Source organism: Flavobacterium cellulosilyticum, from assembly GCF_004349355.1.
Classification (GTDB): domain Bacteria; phylum Bacteroidota; class Bacteroidia; order Flavobacteriales; family Flavobacteriaceae; genus Flavobacterium; species Flavobacterium cellulosilyticum.
Window position 1 is genome coordinate 509,210 of the sequence record NZ_SMFK01000002.1, and the last position, 18,439, is coordinate 527,648.

An 18,439-nucleotide genomic window follows, 5' to 3' on the forward strand; every position below is an offset into this window, starting at 1 on the left:
AATCTAAAAAATATATGTATTACACAACAATTATTGCAATTCTTTTTCAGAAAGTTGTTTCAAATATAAAGCTGCATAATAGCCTTCCTGATTTATCAATTGATTATGAGATCCTTGTTCGATTATTCTACCTTCATCGAGTATGATTATTCTATCCGCATTTTTTGCCGATGAGACTCTATGGCTCACAATTATAGTAGTCTTATCCTTGCAAATAGTTTGTAAATTATTTAAAATAGATTCTTCAGTTTCTGTGTCTACTGCAGACAAACAATCGTCAAAAAGTAATATTTTAGGATTTTTGATAATCGCTCTTGCGATAGATACACGCTGTTTTTGTCCACCCGAAAGAGTAATTCCTCTTTCACCTAGAATTGTTTCATACTTTTTGGTAAAGCCCATAATATTTTTATGAACTTCGGCACTTTTTGCTGCAGCTTTTACTTCATCATCAGTAGCCTCTTTTTTGCCAAATTTAATATTGTTTTTTAAAGTATCAGAAAACAAAAAGGCATCTTGTGGCACAATCCCAATACTATTTCTCAAATCAAACATATTTACAGTGCTGATTTCCTTTTTGTCAATGGTTATTTGGCCATTGCTTACATCGTAAAGTCGGGAAATTAAAGATATAATGGTAGATTTTCCTGAGCCAGTTTTGCCTAAAATGGCTAATGTTTCGCCTTTATGAACCGTGAAACTGATGTCGTGCAAGGCTGTTATATGAGTGTCTTCATATGTGTAGCTTACATTTTCGAAAGAGATAGCACCTTCAATTATAGATTTTTCTGGATTAGTATTTTTAATTTCAGGTTCGATTTTCAGGAATTCATTAATTCTTTTTTGAGAAGCTTCGGCCTCTTGAACCATAGAAGAAACCCAACCAAGTGAAGCAACTGGCCAAGTTAACATATTGACATACAAAATAAATTCAGCGATTGTCCCAATGCTTTTAATCGTCCCGTTGATGTACATCAATCCCCCAAAATAGATAACCACCAAGTTACTAATTCCTATAAGAGCCAACATTAATGGTCCAAATAAGGCTTGTATTTTCGCCAAATTTAAACTTTTGCTCTTGCTTTCATTGGCCAAATCAATCATGTTATTTTGATGTTGGTCTTCTAAAGAATAAGCCTTAATTACTCGAATTCCCGAAAATATTTCTTGGGTAAAGCTGGATACTTTTGATAAGTATTGTTGAAAAACGGTACTTCGTATATTGATCTCCGAACTTATTTTAAAAATAGCATAAGATAAAATTGGTAATGGGAGCAAGGTATATAAAGTAAGTCGTGGAGATACATTAAACATATATACAATCACAATTGTGAACCGAATAATGGTGTTGATGGTGTACATAACTGCTGGACCTACATACATTCTGACCTTGGAAACATCCTCACTGATTCGATTCATCAAGTCTCCAGTGCGGTTTTTTTTGTAGAAATTCTGCGATAAGTTTTCATATTGGCTAAAAACTTCATTTTTTAAATCGAATTCGATATGACGTGACATTACAATAAGAGTTTGTCGCATCAAAAAAGTAAGAAACCCAGCGACTATTGTAGTAGCAATAATTAGTAAAATATTGTTTGTTAATTGATTTTGGACAACAGAAATCGCGACATTTTTATTTTTTGCAAATTCTTCTATTTCGTTAAATGATTTACTAATTAATTTTGGGGTAAACAATGAAAATATTTGGGCAACTATAGTAATTATGATGCCTATTAAAAAACTGAATTTATATTTACCGAAATATTTATTTAAATAATTTAATTCTTTCATATTGACTAAAGATTCTTAAGAAATTCAAAGGTAAGATGAAATTTATATATTTATCAAGTTTAATTCTTTTTTAAAAAAGGAAATACTTAGTTTTGCAAACTAATTTTATAAAAGTTCTTACAAGGTGGTAAATAGAAGACATATTCGCGTGAAAGTAATGCAAACAATCTATGCGATGCATCAAAATGGTTCAGATGATTTGGAAAAAGAAGAAAAATTCCTTTTTTACAGTATAGATGCCATTCAAGATTTATACCTTATAATGCTTTCTTCATTGATTGAAATAGGAAAGCAAGAAGCAATTTTTTTGCATAAATCAAGCCTAAAACATCTTGCAACTCCACAAGAGCGCAATCCTAACGAAAAATTCATAAAGAACAATGTTTTTCAGCTATTGTCTGAAAATAATTCGTTAAGTATTGCACTTGAAACTCGTAAAATAAATAATTGGACTTTAAACGATGACTATATCATTCTACTTTTAAAGGAGATTAAGCAAAGCAAATTATATGCAAAATATATGAGCAATGCCGTTAATACATTTGAAGAAGATAGAGATTTTATTGTCGATTTATTTACGGATGTGATTGTTCCAAATGAAAAATTATATGATTATTTAGAAGACAATAAATTGACTTGGGTAGATGATATTCCTGTTGTAAATACTCAGATTATCAAACAATTGAAGGCGATTAAAAATAGTGAGGATACTAGTTTTAAAGTGCCAAAAATATTCAAGGATAATGAAGATAAAGATTTTGTTAAGGATTTATATCGTAAAACGGTATTGAATGAAAAAGAGTTAGCAAAAGAATATATCAATAAAACTCCAAACTGGGATAGTGAACGTATTGCCGAGATTGATACAATTATTTTAAAAATGGCCATTTGTGAGTTTTTAAAATTCCCATCTATTCCTGTAAAAGTTACCTTGAATGAATATTTAGAATTAGCCAAAGAATATTCTACACCAAAAAGCAGTATTTTTATCAACGGAATATTAGATAATTTAGTAAAAGAACTACAGGCCGGTAACAGAATTGTTAAAGCGGGTCGTGGATTAATGTAATACAATTTATAAACAAAAAACGAATTTAAATTATGGAAGGATTAGGACAATTAGGACAATTTGCTCCGTTTTTATTAATGTTTGTGGTAATCTATTTCTTTATGATTAGACCACAACAAAAGAAAGCAAAACAAGAAAAAGAATTTGAAAGTACTCTAAAGGTAGGAGATAAAATAATAACAAAAAGTGGGCTTCATGGTAAAGTAACGGAACTTGGTGATACTACAGTTGTTATCGAAACTATGGCTGGAAAATTAAAAATGGAGCGCTCTTCTATTTCAATGGAAATGAGTGCTGCTTTGAATAAAAAATAATTTTTTTACTTTGTAATCTAATTTTTTTAAATAAAGTTATTATGCTAAAAAATCCCAATTCTAAATAGAATTGGGATTTTTTATTATCAATTAGCCAATTATTTTTTCTTATTTTTCTTGTTTTTCTTAGCTTTTTTAGATTTAGATTTAGCTTTTTTTTCTTTTGCTTTCGCTTTTACTTTGGCCTTTTTTGCTTTTTCCTTTTTCGCCTTTTTCGCTTTTTTGGCTTTGGCCTTTGCTTTTTCTTTAGCTTTGGCCTTTTTGGCTTTAGCTTTTTCTTTTTCTTTCATCTTGTTTTTTTTCTTTTTAGAATCTTTTTTAGATTTTTTTTCTAATGCTATTTCTTCAGGATTATTCTCTGTTTCAATATATTCAATAGCGTCACTAGGATTTTCTACCGTTTCTGTAATTGTTTCAGTTTCTATTTTTGCTTTGACTTCTTTTGGTTTTCTTCTATTCTTGGGAGCAGTCGCGATTTTCTTTGTTTCGGGTGCGATCTCATTTGAAATCTCTTCTTTTTTTTCTTCCATAATAATTGATTTTGATGATAAGTTACTTTAATGTAAAATGAATGTTTCCAGATTGTTATTAAAGATAATCTTTTAATCAATTCATCAATGTTAAGATTTCCCTCATTTTATTGTACAAAAAAAAACCATCTGACGATGGCTTTTTTTGTAATTGATTAAAGTGTGTTACTTTATATAGGTTTTGATATCGCAGTCAATTCGGCTATTTTTACAATTACATCGACAGCTTTTTGCATACTTTCAACTGGAACATATTCGTATTTTCCGTGAAAATTATGTCCGCCAGCAAAAATATTAGGACAAGGCAATCCTTTATATGATAACTGACAACCATCAGTTCCACCACGAATGGGTTTAATGATGGGTTTAATTCCTAATTCCAACATCGCTTGTTCAGCAATATCAACAATATGTTTCACTGGTAAAACCATTTCTTTCATATTGTAATATTGATCTTTTATTTCAGCTATCACAATATCTTCGCCAAATTGTTTGGCAAATTTCTTATTGAATTTCTTGGCTATTTTTGCAATTAATTCTTTGCGTTTTATGAATTTTTTCTTGTTGTGATCTCTAATAATTAGTTCTAAAACAGTTTCTTCGATACTTCCGGTTAAATGATGAACATGAAAAAAACCTTCATACCCTTTCGTTTTTTGTGGCGTTTCGCCTCTTGGTAATTCGCTGATAAAATCATTGGCAATAAGCATTGAATTAATCATTTTTCCTTTGGCATAACCAGGATGTACACTTTTACCTTTGAAAGTTATTTTTGCTCCAGCGGCATTAAAATTTTCATACTCGAGTTCTCCCACTTGGCTTCCATCTATGGTATAAGCCCAATCACATCCAAATTTTTCTACATCAAAATGATGTGCACCACGACCAATTTCTTCATCTGGAGTAAAACCAATTCTTATTTTTCCGTGTTTGATTTCAGGATTGTTAATTAAGAATTCCATTGCAGTGACAATCTCGGTAATTCCAGCTTTGTCATCCGCACCTAGGAGCGTGGTTCCGTCTGTAGTAATCAATGTTTGTCCCTTATATTGTAATAAATCTTTGAAATAATTTGGAGACAAAATAATGTTTTGTTCCTTATTTAATAGGATATCTTTTCCATCATAATTTGAGATAATTTGTGGTTTTACATTGGCACCAGTAAAATCGGGAGTGGTATCAAAATGGGAAATAAAACCAATTGTAGGAACTTCATGCGAAACGTTTGAAGGTAAAGTTGCCATTATATAGGCATTTTTGTCAATGCTTACTTCTTGTAATCCGATAGTTTTCAGTTCTTCAACTAACTTTTCAGCTAGAACCCACTGTTTTTTTGTACTTGGAGTTGTATCGGAGTTTGAATCTGATTCTGTATCAATAATAACATAGCTGATAAAACGGTCAATGATGTGTTGCATTTTCTTTGTTTTTTATACAAATATAAACATTTTCAACAGGCTTAAATTAATTTACATTTGAATTAGCGCTATGTTTGAGATACTGTCAAATAGATTTTTAACGTAAGTTATTTTTTATAAATAATTGAAATACAGTAACATAAGTGCTGTAAATATGAATTGTAGGCGCTATTTTATTTTTTTTATGTTAAATTTATTTTCAATTTTCCCCAAAATATCTTTTCAATAATTATTTCAAATTTTATTTTATCTATTAATTTAAATCCTTTTACTTATGAAAAATTTATTTTTAATTATTTTGTGTGCATCACTTTTTATTGGATGCAAAAAATCAATTGCAATGGAATCTACATCTACAGAACCAGTTGCTGCTGCTAATGTTGCGCCAGTAGAATTTGCTGATGCAAAATATTCGGAAATTGGAAAAAAATCCCTTAAAGCCTTATCAAAAGGTGATATGGATGCTTGGATGGCTGATTATGCGGATAATGCAAAATATTATTGGAACGCTGGTGATAGCTTGGTAGGTAAATCTGCAATCGACAAATATTGGAGAGATAGAAGAGCGAATGTAATAGAAACCATATCTTTTTCGAAAGACATTTGGTTACCATTAAAAGTAAACGAAAAAGAAAATATTCCGCTTGATGGTTATTGGTTGTTGGCTTGGTATCAAGTTACCGCTAAATATAAAGGTGGTGGTTCAATGACGCAATGGATTCATACTACTTTTCACTTTGATGCAAATGATAAAATAGATATGGTCAATCAATATTTAGATAGAGTTCCTATTATGGCAGCAATGTCAAAAAAATAAAAAGAGCTTATTTTTTATGTAAACGACACTTTTAGGTGTCGTTTTTTAATACCTATATCTTTAAATTAACATTTTTGGAAACTCAAAAGTATAGCTTTTTCCTATTATAAACAGGATACCGTGAATAATTGATTCTGGGAAAAAAGCAAGGTTATTTAAAGTGTAATCGTATATTTTATTACTGTAATTTGTAATCAAAAATGGCACTGAACTTGAAGTTAGAAATATGTTTTTCAAATGATTATCATTGATAAGGATGTTTTTATCTACACTGTAAATAAATATTTCTTTATTCTCTTTTTTTAGTTTTATGAATTCTAGTGCTGATAAGGGAATGTTTTTGTCATTATGATAAAAAACAATTGACTTTGCAATATCAATCATTATCCATTTTCTAAATTCGTTGATATACACTTCGTTAAATGAATGTCCTCCGGAAACAGATTGGTCTTTTGATATGTTTTTAACTCCCCATTCCTTAACTTTTAAATCATTGATAACACAAAAGTTATTATAGATTTGAGAAAAGTCACTGCAAACTCCACCATTCCCTTTAATCATAATATCTAATGCTTTCTCAGAAGATTTACCTAAACCAGGGCCTCCTTTGATATTGTTTCTGAGCCAAATTGCTATTTTTTTTGTCTTTTCAAAATCACTTAAATTTTTATTTGAGTCGTTGAATATTAAATTGTTAACTTCAAAAAATAAATGAGGGATGTTCGTTTTAGTATTCAAATCATTGTAACAGTAGTTTTCAATTGAATCTATAGAGGAATTTTTAGATACCAATCGAAATCTAATTTTATATAGTAGAGGGTGTCTTCTTAAATACCAAATTAAAAGTTTAATCATTTTTGAGTGCAAATAGGTATTTTTAATATTTCTCTTAAAAAAACATTACATTTAAATTTTGATCGGTTCTATGAAAAATTTATTTTGCAAGTAACAAATTTTTTTTTAGAATCTCAATAAAAGCTTTAACAGATTGAAATTAATGTTAAAATAGTAGTTAATCACAATTTAAATTGAAAATTTATTAAATTTATTCCAAAGGTGTCTTCAATTTTGTTTTAATATCGGTTGCTCCTTTTGTCATCCTTATTATAAATTGAATCATCAATCTATCTGTTAATTGATATTTTTACGAGTCTAATTTCTCTGTAAAAATGGCAGCTATTTATGGTTTTAATTAATTTTATAATATAAGAATTGGTTTTTCGGAGTGCTCTTTTTTTAAGTTTTCGTTCCACAAAATTTACAGAAAAGTATCTGTTTTTTGTTTTGTCAATATATTATTTGAATTGTATTTACCAAATTGAAAGCTGGAACCAATAATAAATTTGCCAACATTTGATACTTTTGCATCTTAATTTTCAATCGATAATTAATTGACTGTATATTCTTTTTGTTCTACTATTACTTAGATTTGCCTTCTGAAATTGAACGTGACCTTCTATAGTTAAAAATGCAAATCCGATTTTAGTATTCCTAGTAATGAAATTTATTATTAAACTAATTTAAGAAAATATTAATTATAAACAGTTTGAAAACTAAACGATTAATTTCAAACAATTATTTGATGCAAGCAAAAAACTTATTTTAGGAAGTTTTTATAAGAATAGGAATAGAATTATATTTTAAAAATTGCTCCAAATGCAATTATTTTTTCTAGGAATAAAAAATGTTGAGAAGCACTGTCTGAGCTGCTTTGTGTAGTGCGAATGTCGGGCATATTAATGTAGCCTCCTTTTAAATCTCCTTCAATAGTGAAATGCTTAAAGAAAGTTAAGTTAATTCCAGCTTTTATAGAAGTACCATAACCTGAAAAATGAAAATCATCGTGTCTCATTTGACCCATTAGTGTAGTGTTTGTTTTTGGATATAAAAGCCCAAAACCAATTCCTTCGTTTGTATTTACCTGAAATTTGTCTGTGTTTTTTATTCCAAATAGATGCGAAATATCATCTTGTCTTGCTAGTTCAGTGTAAATATAATTTAAGCCATCTGTATGTTCAAACATTAAGAAAGCTTCTGTCATTACAGTTGGTGTGTTGTTGTAAATCCCATTAAATTGGGAACTCGTATTCGATGTAGGAAAATTAATTTCACCAGTAATATTAGTAGTTTGATTTTGTGTCATCACATATTTCATATGATCTAAACCAATAGAAATGCTATAATGGTCCGTAATAAAATAACCCATTTTGAAATTAGTTTGCGGAATGGTCATTTTTACTGGGTTAATATAGTCAACATGCCATCCTTTTGGTTTGTCATGTGCAGTAGCATTTTCTACTGTAAATTCGTAGTTATCTCCTTTAAAAGTAATGTCTGATTTGTTGTATTTATCTCTATTTCCACCCCAAGAAATAGTAAATTTTCCTTTATTGTGAGCGGTAAATTTTCCTGATTGAGTATCAATTTGTGCAAATGAAGTAATCGAGAAAGACAGAGAAAGAAAAGCTAAAAATAAATATTTTATTTTCAAAATAAGTTGAGATTTCAATTAAAATTGGTTTATTGTTTTTCTTATTGCGACTAGTTTAGTCATTAATGCTTCAAAATAATCTAGGTGTAACATATTAGCCCCATCACTTTTTGCATTTGCAGGATCAAAATGGGTTTCAATAAAGATTCCGTCTACACCAACGGCAATTCCTGCTTTGGCAATTGTCTCAATCATATCCGGTCTTCCTCCAGTTACTCCAACAGTTTGATTGGGTTGTTGCAAGGAATGTGTTACATCTAGAACAGTAGTTGCATAGTTTTGCATGGTAGGAATACCGCGAAAGTCAACAATCATATCTTGGTATCCAAACATTGTTCCGCGATCAGTAACCATCACGTTTTGATTGTTACAATCCAAAACTTTTTGAACGGCATGTTTCATGCTTTCAGGACTCATAAATTGTCCTTTTTTTAAGTTTACTACTTTTCCTGTATTGGCTGCAGCCACAAGTAAATCAGTTTGGCGAACTAAAAATGCTGGAATTTGAAGAACATCTACATATTCAGCTGCCATAACTGCATCTTCATTGGTGTGAATATCCGTAACTGTTGGAACTCCAAATGTTTCTGAAACTTTTCGTAGAATTTGTAGTGCTTTTTCGTCTCCAATTCCTGAAAAGCTGTCAATTCGGGATCGATTTGCTTTTTTGAAAGAGCCTTTGAATACGAAAGGAATTTCTAATTTATCAGTGATTCCGACTAATTTTTCAGCAATACGCATGGCCATTTCCTCCCCTTCAATAGCGCATGGCCCAGCTAATAAAAAGAAATTTCCGCTTTTTGTGTGTTTTATATTTGGTATATTATGTATGTTCATTGTGTAATTTTTTAAAGTGCAAAGATAGTTAGAATTTGATATTTAAAATTTTCAATTTTTATTTTTTCAAGCGTAATCCAAAAGGAACCATTATAACCCCTTTTTCGTAGATGTTCAAATATAAAATAACAGGTTTTTTTTGGCCTTCCCATTTTAATTCATATTTGTCTAATAATCCAACTCCCATTTCATTTCTTTTTGTTGGAAAAGGACAGCAACTTTCTAATTGCGTATAGGTTATTTTTTCTCCTTTTGGTCCTGCCAAAGCATTAAGAAAACGTTCTTGGTTTATTGTTGTAGTACCGTTGTAGCCATAATAAATATTAATCGGATAATCTTTGTCATAACCATATTTTATGTCATTGCTGAATTCTGTAATTACAAAAGTGGTGTTGTCTATAAGTCGTGGAGTTGGCGCATTGTCATCGATATTTTTTATTGTAGATTGAGTGCTGATACATGATGTTACAATAAATAGTAAAGCGATATAAGGAACTAGTTTTTTCATGCTTTTTTGTCTTAGAATCTTGAAGAGGTAAAAATTATTCTTATTTTTTGAACAAATTTAGCGGGTATTGTTTCCATAAACAACATTAAGGAGGTAATAATTCTACTTTTAGAGTTATAATTATTAATTTCGCTAAAAAATAGCTATACAATGGATTTTATATTTCAAACATGGCCTTGGTATGTTTCAGGTTTTTTGATAGGGATGATAATGCTTTCCTTGATATATTTTGGAAAAGCTTTTGGAATGTCATCCAATTTGAGTACCTTATGTTCGATGACTGGCATAGGAAAACGAGTGTCTTTTTTTGATTTTGATTGGAAAGCAAAACGCTGGAATTTGATAGTTGTTCTAGGTGCTATGTTTGGTGGTTTTGTTGCAACTCATTTTATGAATGATAGTTCTATAGTAGCTATAAATCCTAAAACAATTGCTCAACTTGCCCAACTTGGCATTGATGCTCCCAATGGGAAATTATTACCAGATGTTTTGTTTAGTATTGAAAGTTTGCAATCACCTAAAATAATTTTTATATTAACGATTGGTGGTGTTTTGATAGGTTTTGGAACTCGTTATGCTGGTGGTTGTACTTCAGGTCACGCTATATCAGGATTAAGTAATTTTCAAATTAAATCATTGAAAGCCGTTATAGGATTTTTCATTAGGGGATTGATTATGACTCATTTTATTTTACCATTACTATTTTAAATTATGAATACATTACGCTATTTACTTGTTGGCTTTATCTTTGGAATTGTCCTGACAAAATCGGAAGCCGTTTCATGGTACAGAATTTATGAAATGTTTCAATTTCAATCTTTTCACATGTACGGAATTATTATGGTTTCAATCGTAACAGGAGTTATAGGAATTCAAATTATTAAACGAAAAAAAATAAAAGACATTCGAGGCTTACCCATAGAAATTTTGGACAAAGAACCTGGATCTACTCGCTTTTGGATTGGAGGAATAATATTCGGCTTGGGTTGGGCTCTAGTTGGAGCATGTCCAGGACCAATATTTATATTATTAGGTGCTGGATTTATACCTGTAATTTTTGTTCTATTTGGAGCCCTTTTTGGTACTTTTTTATACGGTATTCTAAAAGATAAATTGCCTCATTAAATAAAGATAAAATGAAAAAAAAAGCATTTTCCTAATAAGAAAATGCTTTTTTTATTGTTTAAAATAGATTAATCTATATTATTTCTGCACTTAAGCCAGCTTCAAGTAATTGTGTGCATTGCTGTTTTAATTTCTCTAAAATTCCAGTTTTCACTGTACATTTACCGTTATAATGAACAATCAGAGAGCATTGTTCCGCTTGTTCTGGAGTATGCTCACAAACTCGAATTAAAGTATCTATTACGTGATCAAAAGTATTTACATCATCATTATAAACGATGATTTCGTAATTTCTTGTTGTCGCTTCTTTTAGAATGACTTTTTCTCTTATTTTTTCTTTTGTACTCATCTTTTTAATTTTTATGGGTTTAGAAAAAAACCATTGTATTTAATTTATTTTTTTTAAAACACAAAATATGAAGTTTTGTTTAGTTTCAAAAGGAGTAATATGATTTTCTTTAATGCATTTTATTTTTTTGAAATGATTCGAAAATTGATTTTCAATATCCATTTCAGAATATTGTTTTATATCCAAACCGCTACATTTTGTTGGGCCAATTTCAGAAAAGGTTCCGATTATAAAATAATTTGAAACCCATTTTTCAATGGAGTCAGTATACTTTTTTATTTGTTTTTCTGTTGTCAAAAAATGGAATGTGGCTCGGTCATGCCAGATATCGTATATGGTTTCTGGTATAAAATCTATGATATCAGATACAATCCAACTCACTTTTTCAGCCTTTTTTCCGAGTCTTTTTTGAGCTCTTTCCAATGCATTGGCCGAAATATCCAAAACAGTTATATCTTCATAACCTTCTTCCAGTAAAAAATCAACCAGTTTGCTGTCGCCACCACCAATGTCTATGATTTTTGCGGTTTTGCCTAAATGGGTTTTCCGAATAAAATCAAGGGAAGTTTTTGGATTTTCTTGCGTCCAACTTACTTCGTTAGGCTGCTTGGTTTCGTAAACGGTTTCCCAATGATTTTTGTTGTTGATTTTCACTATTGTTTTTTATTACTACTAATTTACGTATTTTAATGAAACCCAGTTGTTTCTTTCGAACTTTTTAACATATGTCATGCCTTTTTCAAGACAAGACTCGTTAATATACGGAATGTCTTCTTCGTAAAAACCGCTCAATAGGAGAGTTCCTTTTGGGTTCAAACAATCTACATAAGTTTGCATATCGTTCAACAAAATGTTTCGGTTGATGTTGGCAATAATCAGGTCGTATTTTTTGTCTTCCAGCAAGGCTGCATCTCCTTCATAAACTGTGATGTGTTCACAATTATTGCGTTCCGCATTTTCAATAGAATTCAAATAACACCAGTTGTCAATGTCAATAGCATCAATAGGTTGTGCCCCTTTCATTTCTGCTAAAATGGCTAAAATTGCCGTTCCGCATCCCATGTCCAAGGTTTTCATTCCAGCTACATCCATTTCTAATAAATGCTGTATCATCATGTGTGTAGTTTCATGATGTCCCGTTCCAAAACTCATTTTTGGTTCGATTATTATATCAAATTTGGCATTAGTTTTAGGATGAAAAGGAGCGCGAACATGACAGTTACCGTCAACATCGATAGGTTCAAAATTCTTTTCCCATTCCTCATTCCAGTTTACTGGATCAATTTCTTCCATTTTATAGGAAATGGTAAATTCTGGTGAATTCAAAACGAATAAATCATTAAGGCTGTTTTCTGTATAAAGTTCTTTTTGAATGAAGGCAACTATTCCAAATTCATTTTCTGTAAAACTTTCGAAAGGTAATTCTCCTAATTCGGCAATTAAAATTTCAGAACCTAATTGCTTCGCCTGTTCGCTATTGCTCGAGTCTTTGGGTTCAATTGTAAAATGAAAGCCTAAGTATATATTTGACATAAAAATCTTTTTTTTACAAAGGTAGTATTTCTCTTTTTATCGAATATGATTAATTTAAAAAAGAGATTAATTGTTTGTAAATTAACTTCAATGGTTTTGAACAATTGAATGTAAAAGATAGATTTTTAGTTGTTAATATTATTTAAAGTTTTGTAATATTCTTTTCTGAAGTGATCTTGTAATTCATATGAAAATCGATATCAATCCACTCACTTACTTTTATAATTCCCATCATTTTGTTTTGAGGTGTAAGACCAAAATCCCGAATACTTATTTTTTTATTGCCATTTACGGTATATATATCTCCATTGCTACTGAATAAAATGGGAATGGTATAAAATTTTGTTACACCTGTAATTTTTATACTTGCCAGTACACTTCCTTTTTTAACCTGTTCTTTATCCGAAATAGGTTGTAAATCCAAATAATTGATTTGTACTTGTAAAGTAGGATATATATCCGATTTCACCAACTTTAAAAAATCTTTTAAAGCCATCGGATTAGTTGAAAGGAAATTATTTACCAATACCGTTAGTTGGTTTTGGCTTAAAAACAGTTTGTTTTGAGATTGTGTAACTGCAACTATTAACTTGTTTTTTAAAAGATTTTCATCTTTTTGATATAGTTTAAACGACAAAAGATTAGTTGAGCCAGTTATTGTTAAGGAACTATTCTTTTGTAGTTCTGCAGTATACAAATTTTGGGCTTTTGTAGAAGAAATAATTATGAAACTCAATACCAGTAAACTAATAATCTTTTTCATAACAAATTTTTTAATATTTTAAAAATTTAATCCGACAAGTATTGATCTTGCCAGATTAAAAGAACTAAATCAAATAAATCAATTAGAAACTAATTACGGCTTCAAATACCAAACCTTTGAAATTACCACCATAAAAGTTGTTTGCATTTCCAGTAGGCACGTTTCCTGCAAATTGTGTGTAATTTTTATAGTTTTGACTAACATAATCTAATTTTGCTAAAATATTTTTAGTCATAAACCAGCCAATGCTTGATTCAACTCTATCTACAGTAACTTCTTTAGCATCTGCATTAGATAGTTTTCCAGATACGGTATTGTATTTTCCTGCAATATAGAATTGTTCTGTTTTTCCAAATCTGTAAACTACGTCTCCAGCAAATTGGTTTGCTGTACGTTTTGCGTCAACACTAGCTTTATCTCCTCCTGAAGCTAATTCGATAGTTCCAAATAATTCAAGACCTCTAAATTTGATTAAAGGATTGAACATCAACGAAGTAGCCCAGTTTTTGAAGCCTGGATTGAATGTTCCCTCTGGTGTAGAATTTGAATTGTAATTATTAGCAACAGCAACACCGTTATTGGTATAATCGCTATTGTTCAATACACCCCAAAAACCAAATCCTGATCTAGAAGATGAATATAAGTTTGAGTTACCCAAGTTTGCATTATGGTAGTAAGAACCGGTAAGTCTTACTCGCAAATCTTGGTTGATTTGTTTGTCATAACCTAATTTAGCCAAGATTGCAGGACTAACTACTGTATTTGCATCTGGACCAGGAGAAAAAGAAACTTCTTTAATACCTTGATTTAAATTTCCATTAGTTACACCTAACATACTTACTAATCCACTTCTGTTGTAATACACTTCCATACCCATATCAGTAGTGAATGCATTCATAATGTTGTTTCCAACAAACGCATTTTTAAGCGTACTACCATTATCCGAACTTCTGAAGTGAGCATCACCAAAGTTGTTCTCCATTTGTCCGATTTTAATTGTAGCGTATTGCATAACACCAGCAAGGAAGTCTTTCTTGATGAAGTCTAACTTGTCAATTTGTAAATATCCACCACTTGCATAAGTGTCATTGTGGTGTCTTGATGCTAAATAAATATTTAGATTTACTCTTACACCGTCAAACAATTGGGCTCCAATGGTCATGTCAGCTGCAGGAAGGGTGAAATTATTTTCATTATTCATTAAGCGATATCCAACAATATTTGAAGGTAGAGCAAAAGTTGAAGGTTGGTCATTGAACGAATTTAATGCTTGGTAATCCATATTGAATGCACCACCTAAGTCTATACTAAGACCTTTGAATGCTACAGTGTCTTTTTTTACATCAAATATATTTATACCGTCTTTATCACGGGAAATTCGGTTTTGCATGTGTCCAAAAGAAGTTTGTGCCAGTAAATTGCCAGATATGAATATGGCGGCTATCATTAATGATATTTTAAAAGTTGTTTTCATGGTTAAAAATTTAAATTAGTTATTATTATATTTAGTTTTTGATTATTTTATTGAAATTATCCTTTATAAGTTACATCGAATTTTATTGTAACTGCATCGCCTGTTTTCATTGTTCCCAACATTGCTGTTGGTGGCTTCATTCCAAAATCAGTCATTTTTAAAGGAAAACTTCCTTTAAGTTCATAATCTCCTGTTTTTGTAATTTTACCTATCGATTTAATAGCAATTTTGTGCGTCTGCCCAGCAAAACTTAAATTTCCAGTTAATGTAATTTCTGCATCGCTTTCGGTTAATTTTGTTTGTGATGCATCTGTTAATTGAAAACTCACATAAGGATTTTTCTTATAATCAAAAGCATCATAAGTTTTGCCATCCATAATTCCGTTTCCACTTTTTAACGATTTAACTTCTATTTTAATAGTTAGAGCATAGATTTGTTTTACATTGCTTATTCCTAATTCTCCAATAATTTTGGTTGGTTTCATATCCCAATCATGCACATTTGAAGTTCCGTGAACGTTGATAGTTGACCATTGTAAAATAATTGGGGAATATTGCGCTAGTGCAACACTTTGAATTGAGATTACGACACTTACAAGTAGTAAGGTGAAATATTTTAAAGTTTTATTTTTTAACATGATTTATAAATTTTAATTATTATTAAATTTGATTCTGTTTTTCTTATACAAAGATATTTTGATAGCTTACTATTTAAAATGATAATTATCATATTCTAAGTTTTATTATTGATTATATTAGTTTGGTTGGCGTATGTTTAATTGATTAGGTATATTATAAGTTATTCTAAAACATATACTGTTTATTGGAGTGTGATGTTAGTTTGTAAACCAATTATTTTGCAGACTTTAAAGGATTAAATAAATTTAAAATCGAAAATATTTATTTTATCAATAAGATAATTTTACTTTTGCACAACAATTTTATAATTATGTATAAACTTCTGATTCGCCCATTATTTTTTTGTTTTGATCCTGAAAAAGTGCACCATTTTACCTTTTCATTAATTCGAAATTTATCTAAAATACCAGGAATTCCTTCGCTACTTAAATCTTTATATGTAATTAATGACAAACGATTGGAAACGGAAGTTTTTGGTTTGAAATTTAAAAACCCAGTAGGATTGGCGGCTGGTATGGATAAAGATGCATCCTTGTACAATGAATTGTCTACCCTAGGTTTTGGATTTATTGAAATAGGAACATTGACTCCAAAAGGGCAAGAGGGTAATCCCAAAAAACGTATTTTTAGGTTAATAGAAGATAATGCTTTGATTAATAGAATGGGTTTTAATAATGGTGGCGTACAGGTTGCGGTTGAAAAGCTTAAGAAAAACAAAGGTGTTCTTATTGGCGGAAACATTGGTAAAAATAAATTAACACCAAATGAAGAAGCGACTTCTGATTATCTTATTTGTTTTGATGCCTTGTTTGATTATGTCGATTATTTTGTGGTTAACGTGAGTTCACCAAACACACCAAATCTTCGTGAGTTACAAGAAAAAGAGCCGTTGACACAGTTATTACAAACACTGCAAAATCAAAATTTGGCTAAGCCAAAACAAAAACCAATTCTATTGAAAATCGCTCCAGATTTGACAGATAATCAACTTCTAGACATTATAGATATTGTAAAACAAACTAAAATTGCAGGAGTTATAGCCACAAATACCACTTTATCTCGAGAAGGATTACAATCTGAAAATAAGATTGAAACAGGCGGAATGTCTGGTAAGCCTTTGAGAAATCGCTCAACAGAAGTGATTCGTTTTCTTTCTGAAAAAAGTAATAAAGCTTTTCCAATTATTGGAGTAGGAGGGATTCATTCAGCCGAAGATGCTATTGAAAAGCTGGAAGCAGGAGCTAGTTTAATTCAATTGTACACTGGTTTTATATATGAAGGGCCAGCATTGATAAAAGAAATCAACAAACAAATTTTAAAAAAAATGCAATAGGCCTAATTGAACCAAAAGCCCAGTCAATAAAGCAATTCCGAAACTTAAAAGCGTTCCGATAAGGACATATTCTGTTAGTTTTCGGTCTTTAGCCTCTTTTAAATCGCCAAAGCGAAAAATAGATTTTGCGGCCAATAAAAATCCTATGGCTTCAAAATGACCAGTGAGTATAAAGCAAAGAACAAATAACCTTTCTAGTATTCCGATATAATTTCCTGCATTTTGTAGCGAATCATCTTTTTTATTTTTGCTTTCTGGAGTCCAAACCGAAATGATGTTTCGTATTATTATCGAAGTAGGTTTGCTTAGAAATAAAATTCCTGTGAGGAGTATCCAAAATTGATTATTGAAAATTGCACAATCAATCGACACGTTTTGATAAATTCCTGCAATTATAAGAATAGTAATCAAATGCAAAATTTGATCAGCTACAAACCAATTTCTTTTTGTTTTCTTTTTTTGAAATCTCAATTTCATAAAATCGATACCTCCGTGAGTTAGCGCTAGAAGTAGCGCAAACCAGCCAAAAGCAATTTCGCCAACAAGTAGCCACGCCAAAATTCCATGTAAAAAAGTATGAACATATAAGTAGATGCTTTTTTGTTTTTTGTTTTCTTTATCTAAAACCCAAGCATTGGGTTGTAATAAAAAATCGCCTAGCAAATGGGCTAAAAGTAGTTTTACAAAAAGTATCATACGCTGACAGTTTTGATTTTAGTTCTGAAATAATTTTCCATTTCTATCATTAAGTCAAATTGGGCACGTTTTTGTCTTCTGCTTACTGCAGCTTGGTTTATACCTAATTTTACGCCAATTTCTTCTTGTGAAAGTGTTGGATTTTCGATAGCTATTGCAACAAATTCTGCCGATTGTACCAACCAATTATCCATAAAAGTCAAGCTCAATCGCAACATCAAGTTAATTTCGGTGTTAAAAGCTTCGTTGCTAGTATTTATGGCTAAATTGATTTTTTGCTTTTTCAAAGTTTCAAATAATTCTCCAGAATTTACAAAAGCGGTACCATTGCTTTCTGATATTTTTTTTGATTTATAAGTTTTATCCCCAAAACCAATACTCATTCTTGCATCTAGTTTTAGTGTTTTTAGGTAGGATTTTATTTGAATTGCAAGCAATAAAGCATCCTCGGGATTTTTTATTTCCAACTGAAATTCATCCCCACGATAGATTTCCCACTCTGACGGGTTTTTTCCTATGGTGTTAAATAGTAGTTTTAAACCGTTCATCCAAATTTTGGAGGCAAGCTTTCTTGAATTTATAATATCTCCTGTAATAATGGCTATCATATTTCAAATGTAATTAAAAAATGAATTCGGAAAACGATTTGTCTAATGAAATTATTACCAAAAAGTGTAATAATATAAAATATTACTAAAAAGCGTAATAAAACAAATTATTACCAAAAAGTGTAATGATTTAAAATTTTGCCA

The 18,439-nt window shown here is 30.5% G+C and carries 21 protein-coding genes; 6 read left to right on the forward strand and 15 right to left on the reverse strand.

Annotated features, from left to right (window positions below):
* Nucleotides 1-30: 30 nt before the first annotated feature.
* Nucleotides 31-1,791, reverse strand: coding sequence for an ABC transporter ATP-binding protein (locus E0F76_RS06150; RefSeq protein ID WP_132002859.1), 1,761 nt, complete (start codon nt 1,789-1,791; stop codon nt 31-33).
* A 157-nt stretch (nt 1,792-1,948) separates the two neighbouring features.
* Here E0F76_RS06150 and nusB point away from each other — a divergent pair, with 157 nt between their 5' ends.
* Together nusB and yajC are read left to right on the forward strand one after the other, a co-directional pair.
* Nucleotides 1,949-2,860: a transcription antitermination factor NusB gene (gene nusB / locus E0F76_RS06155; protein ID WP_132002862.1), complete on the forward strand. Its 912-nt coding sequence runs from the start codon at nt 1,949-1,951 to the stop codon at nt 2,858-2,860.
* Nucleotides 2,861-2,892: 32 nt separating this feature from the next.
* Nucleotides 2,893-3,174, forward strand: coding sequence for a preprotein translocase subunit YajC (gene yajC / locus E0F76_RS06160; RefSeq protein ID WP_132002865.1), 282 nt, complete (start codon nt 2,893-2,895; stop codon nt 3,172-3,174).
* Between the two features lie 98 nt (nt 3,175-3,272).
* Here the strand turns inward: yajC and E0F76_RS06165 are convergent, their stop codons facing one another.
* Entirely contained in the window at nt 3,273-3,704 is a 432-nt protein-coding gene (locus E0F76_RS06165) for a hypothetical protein (RefSeq protein ID WP_132002868.1), read from the reverse strand.
* Between the two features lie 170 nt (nt 3,705-3,874).
* Complete coding sequence (gene pepT / locus E0F76_RS06170) at nt 3,875-5,122, reverse strand: peptidase T (protein WP_132002871.1); 1,248 nt, start codon at nt 5,120-5,122, stop codon at nt 3,875-3,877.
* A 274-nt stretch (nt 5,123-5,396) separates the two neighbouring features.
* On the opposite strand from pepT, the gene E0F76_RS06175 reads away from it, so the two are divergent.
* Entirely contained in the window at nt 5,397-5,939 is a 543-nt protein-coding gene (locus E0F76_RS06175) for a nuclear transport factor 2 family protein (protein WP_132002874.1), read from the forward strand.
* Between the two features lie 60 nt (nt 5,940-5,999).
* Here E0F76_RS06175 and E0F76_RS06180 read toward each other — a convergent pair whose 3' ends face one another.
* The 4 genes from E0F76_RS06180 to E0F76_RS06195 all read right to left on the reverse strand — a co-directional run bounded on the left by E0F76_RS06180 (nt 6,000) and on the right by E0F76_RS06195 (nt 9,775).
* Nucleotides 6,000-6,794: a transglutaminase domain-containing protein gene (locus E0F76_RS06180; protein WP_132002877.1), complete on the reverse strand. Its 795-nt coding sequence runs from the start codon at nt 6,792-6,794 to the stop codon at nt 6,000-6,002.
* 778 nt (nt 6,795-7,572) lie between these two features.
* Nucleotides 7,573-8,448 (reverse strand): hypothetical protein, encoded by an 876-nt coding sequence (locus tag E0F76_RS06185; protein WP_407920980.1) that lies wholly within the window; start codon nt 8,446-8,448, stop codon nt 7,573-7,575.
* Entirely contained in the window at nt 8,449-9,267 is an 819-nt protein-coding gene (gene kdsA, locus E0F76_RS06190) for a 3-deoxy-8-phosphooctulonate synthase (RefSeq protein ID WP_132002880.1), read from the reverse strand.
* A gap of 58 nt (nt 9,268-9,325) precedes the next feature.
* The gene (locus E0F76_RS06195) at nt 9,326-9,775 is read right to left on the reverse strand and encodes a 2-dehydro-3-deoxyphosphooctonate aldolase (RefSeq protein ID WP_132002883.1); all 450 of its coding nucleotides are present in this window, start codon (nt 9,773-9,775) and stop codon (nt 9,326-9,328) included.
* A 150-nt stretch (nt 9,776-9,925) separates the two neighbouring features.
* On the opposite strand from E0F76_RS06195, the gene E0F76_RS06200 reads away from it, so the two are divergent.
* Both E0F76_RS06200 and E0F76_RS06205 read left to right on the forward strand, forming a co-directional pair.
* Nucleotides 9,926-10,483, forward strand: coding sequence for a YeeE/YedE family protein (locus tag E0F76_RS06200; protein WP_132002885.1), 558 nt, complete (start codon nt 9,926-9,928; stop codon nt 10,481-10,483).
* 3 nt (nt 10,484-10,486) lie between these two features.
* Nucleotides 10,487-10,900 carry a DUF6691 family protein gene (locus tag E0F76_RS06205; RefSeq protein WP_132002887.1) on the forward strand — a complete coding sequence of 138 codons (414 nt, stop codon included), beginning with the start codon at nt 10,487-10,489 and terminating at the stop codon, nt 10,898-10,900.
* 73 nt (nt 10,901-10,973) lie between these two features.
* Here the strand turns inward: E0F76_RS06205 and E0F76_RS06210 are convergent, their stop codons facing one another.
* From E0F76_RS06210 to E0F76_RS06235, 6 genes are all read right to left on the reverse strand, one after another.
* Nucleotides 10,974-11,249 (reverse strand): ATP-dependent Clp protease adaptor ClpS, encoded by a 276-nt coding sequence (locus tag E0F76_RS06210; protein WP_132002890.1) that lies wholly within the window; start codon nt 11,247-11,249, stop codon nt 10,974-10,976.
* Nucleotides 11,250-11,288: 39 nt separating this feature from the next.
* Complete coding sequence (locus E0F76_RS06215) at nt 11,289-11,906, reverse strand: class I SAM-dependent methyltransferase (protein WP_132002893.1); 618 nt, start codon at nt 11,904-11,906, stop codon at nt 11,289-11,291.
* 15 nt (nt 11,907-11,921) lie between these two features.
* The gene (gene prmA / locus E0F76_RS06220; RefSeq protein WP_132002896.1) at nt 11,922-12,782 is read right to left on the reverse strand and encodes a 50S ribosomal protein L11 methyltransferase; all 861 of its coding nucleotides are present in this window, start codon (nt 12,780-12,782) and stop codon (nt 11,922-11,924) included.
* Nucleotides 12,783-12,924: 142 nt separating this feature from the next.
* On the reverse strand, nt 12,925-13,545 hold the full coding sequence (locus E0F76_RS06225; RefSeq protein ID WP_132002899.1) for a hypothetical protein: 621 nt from the start codon (nt 13,543-13,545) through the stop codon (nt 12,925-12,927).
* Nucleotides 13,546-13,627: 82 nt separating this feature from the next.
* Entirely contained in the window at nt 13,628-15,019 is a 1,392-nt protein-coding gene (locus E0F76_RS06230) for a hypothetical protein (RefSeq protein WP_132002902.1), read from the reverse strand.
* 56 nt (nt 15,020-15,075) lie between these two features.
* Entirely contained in the window at nt 15,076-15,657 is a 582-nt protein-coding gene (locus tag E0F76_RS06235) for a YceI family protein (protein ID WP_132002905.1), read from the reverse strand.
* A 311-nt stretch (nt 15,658-15,968) separates the two neighbouring features.
* Between E0F76_RS06235 and E0F76_RS06240 the strand changes: the two genes are divergently transcribed.
* Nucleotides 15,969-16,991 carry a quinone-dependent dihydroorotate dehydrogenase gene (locus E0F76_RS06240; RefSeq protein WP_132002908.1) on the forward strand — a complete coding sequence of 341 codons (1,023 nt, stop codon included), beginning with the start codon at nt 15,969-15,971 and terminating at the stop codon, nt 16,989-16,991.
* Here E0F76_RS06240 and E0F76_RS06245 read toward each other — a convergent pair.
* On the reverse strand, nt 16,974-17,687 hold the full coding sequence (locus tag E0F76_RS06245; protein ID WP_132002911.1) for a DUF3307 domain-containing protein: 714 nt from the start codon (nt 17,685-17,687) through the stop codon (nt 16,974-16,976). The genes E0F76_RS06240 and E0F76_RS06245 overlap by 18 nt on opposite strands.
* Nucleotides 17,684-18,295, reverse strand: coding sequence for an RNA polymerase sigma factor sigma-70 region 4 domain-containing protein (locus E0F76_RS06250; RefSeq protein WP_132002914.1), 612 nt, complete (start codon nt 18,293-18,295; stop codon nt 17,684-17,686). The genes E0F76_RS06245 and E0F76_RS06250 overlap by 4 nt, the downstream gene beginning before the upstream one ends.
* Nucleotides 18,296-18,439 lie beyond the last annotated feature (144 nt).

What these genes read in the sequence shown, in the direction of transcription:
- E0F76_RS06150 (WP_132002859.1), bottom strand. Translation starts at nt 1,791, where the DNA reads ATGAAAGAATTAAATTATTTAAATAAATATTTCGGTAAATATAAATTC.
- nusB (WP_132002862.1), top strand. Translation starts at nt 1,949, where the DNA reads ATGCAAACAATCTATGCGATGCATCAAAATGGTTCAGATGATTTGGAA.
- yajC (WP_132002865.1), top strand. Translation starts at nt 2,893, where the DNA reads ATGGAAGGATTAGGACAATTAGGACAATTTGCTCCGTTTTTATTAATG.
- E0F76_RS06165 (WP_132002868.1), bottom strand. Translation starts at nt 3,704, where the DNA reads ATGGAAGAAAAAAAAGAAGAGATTTCAAATGAGATCGCACCCGAAACA.
- pepT (WP_132002871.1), bottom strand. Translation starts at nt 5,122, where the DNA reads ATGCAACACATCATTGACCGTTTTATCAGCTATGTTATTATTGATACA.
- E0F76_RS06175 (WP_132002874.1), top strand. Translation starts at nt 5,397, where the DNA reads ATGAAAAATTTATTTTTAATTATTTTGTGTGCATCACTTTTTATTGGA.
- E0F76_RS06180 (WP_132002877.1), bottom strand. Translation starts at nt 6,794, where the DNA reads ATGATTAAACTTTTAATTTGGTATTTAAGAAGACACCCTCTACTATAT.
- kdsA (WP_132002880.1), bottom strand. Translation starts at nt 9,267, where the DNA reads ATGAACATACATAATATACCAAATATAAAACACACAAAAAGCGGAAAT.
- E0F76_RS06195 (WP_132002883.1), bottom strand. Translation starts at nt 9,775, where the DNA reads ATGAAAAAACTAGTTCCTTATATCGCTTTACTATTTATTGTAACATCA.
- E0F76_RS06200 (WP_132002885.1), top strand. Translation starts at nt 9,926, where the DNA reads ATGGATTTTATATTTCAAACATGGCCTTGGTATGTTTCAGGTTTTTTG.
- E0F76_RS06205 (WP_132002887.1), top strand. Translation starts at nt 10,487, where the DNA reads ATGAATACATTACGCTATTTACTTGTTGGCTTTATCTTTGGAATTGTC.
- E0F76_RS06210 (WP_132002890.1), bottom strand. Translation starts at nt 11,249, where the DNA reads ATGAGTACAAAAGAAAAAATAAGAGAAAAAGTCATTCTAAAAGAAGCG.
- prmA (WP_132002896.1), bottom strand. Translation starts at nt 12,782, where the DNA reads ATGTCAAATATATACTTAGGCTTTCATTTTACAATTGAACCCAAAGAC.
- E0F76_RS06225 (WP_132002899.1), bottom strand. Translation starts at nt 13,545, where the DNA reads ATGAAAAAGATTATTAGTTTACTGGTATTGAGTTTCATAATTATTTCT.
- E0F76_RS06230 (WP_132002902.1), bottom strand. Translation starts at nt 15,019, where the DNA reads ATGAAAACAACTTTTAAAATATCATTAATGATAGCCGCCATATTCATA.
- E0F76_RS06235 (WP_132002905.1), bottom strand. Translation starts at nt 15,657, where the DNA reads ATGTTAAAAAATAAAACTTTAAAATATTTCACCTTACTACTTGTAAGT.
- E0F76_RS06240 (WP_132002908.1), top strand. Translation starts at nt 15,969, where the DNA reads ATGTATAAACTTCTGATTCGCCCATTATTTTTTTGTTTTGATCCTGAA.
- E0F76_RS06245 (WP_132002911.1), bottom strand. Translation starts at nt 17,687, where the DNA reads ATGATACTTTTTGTAAAACTACTTTTAGCCCATTTGCTAGGCGATTTT.
- E0F76_RS06250 (WP_132002914.1), bottom strand. Translation starts at nt 18,295, where the DNA reads ATGATAGCCATTATTACAGGAGATATTATAAATTCAAGAAAGCTTGCC.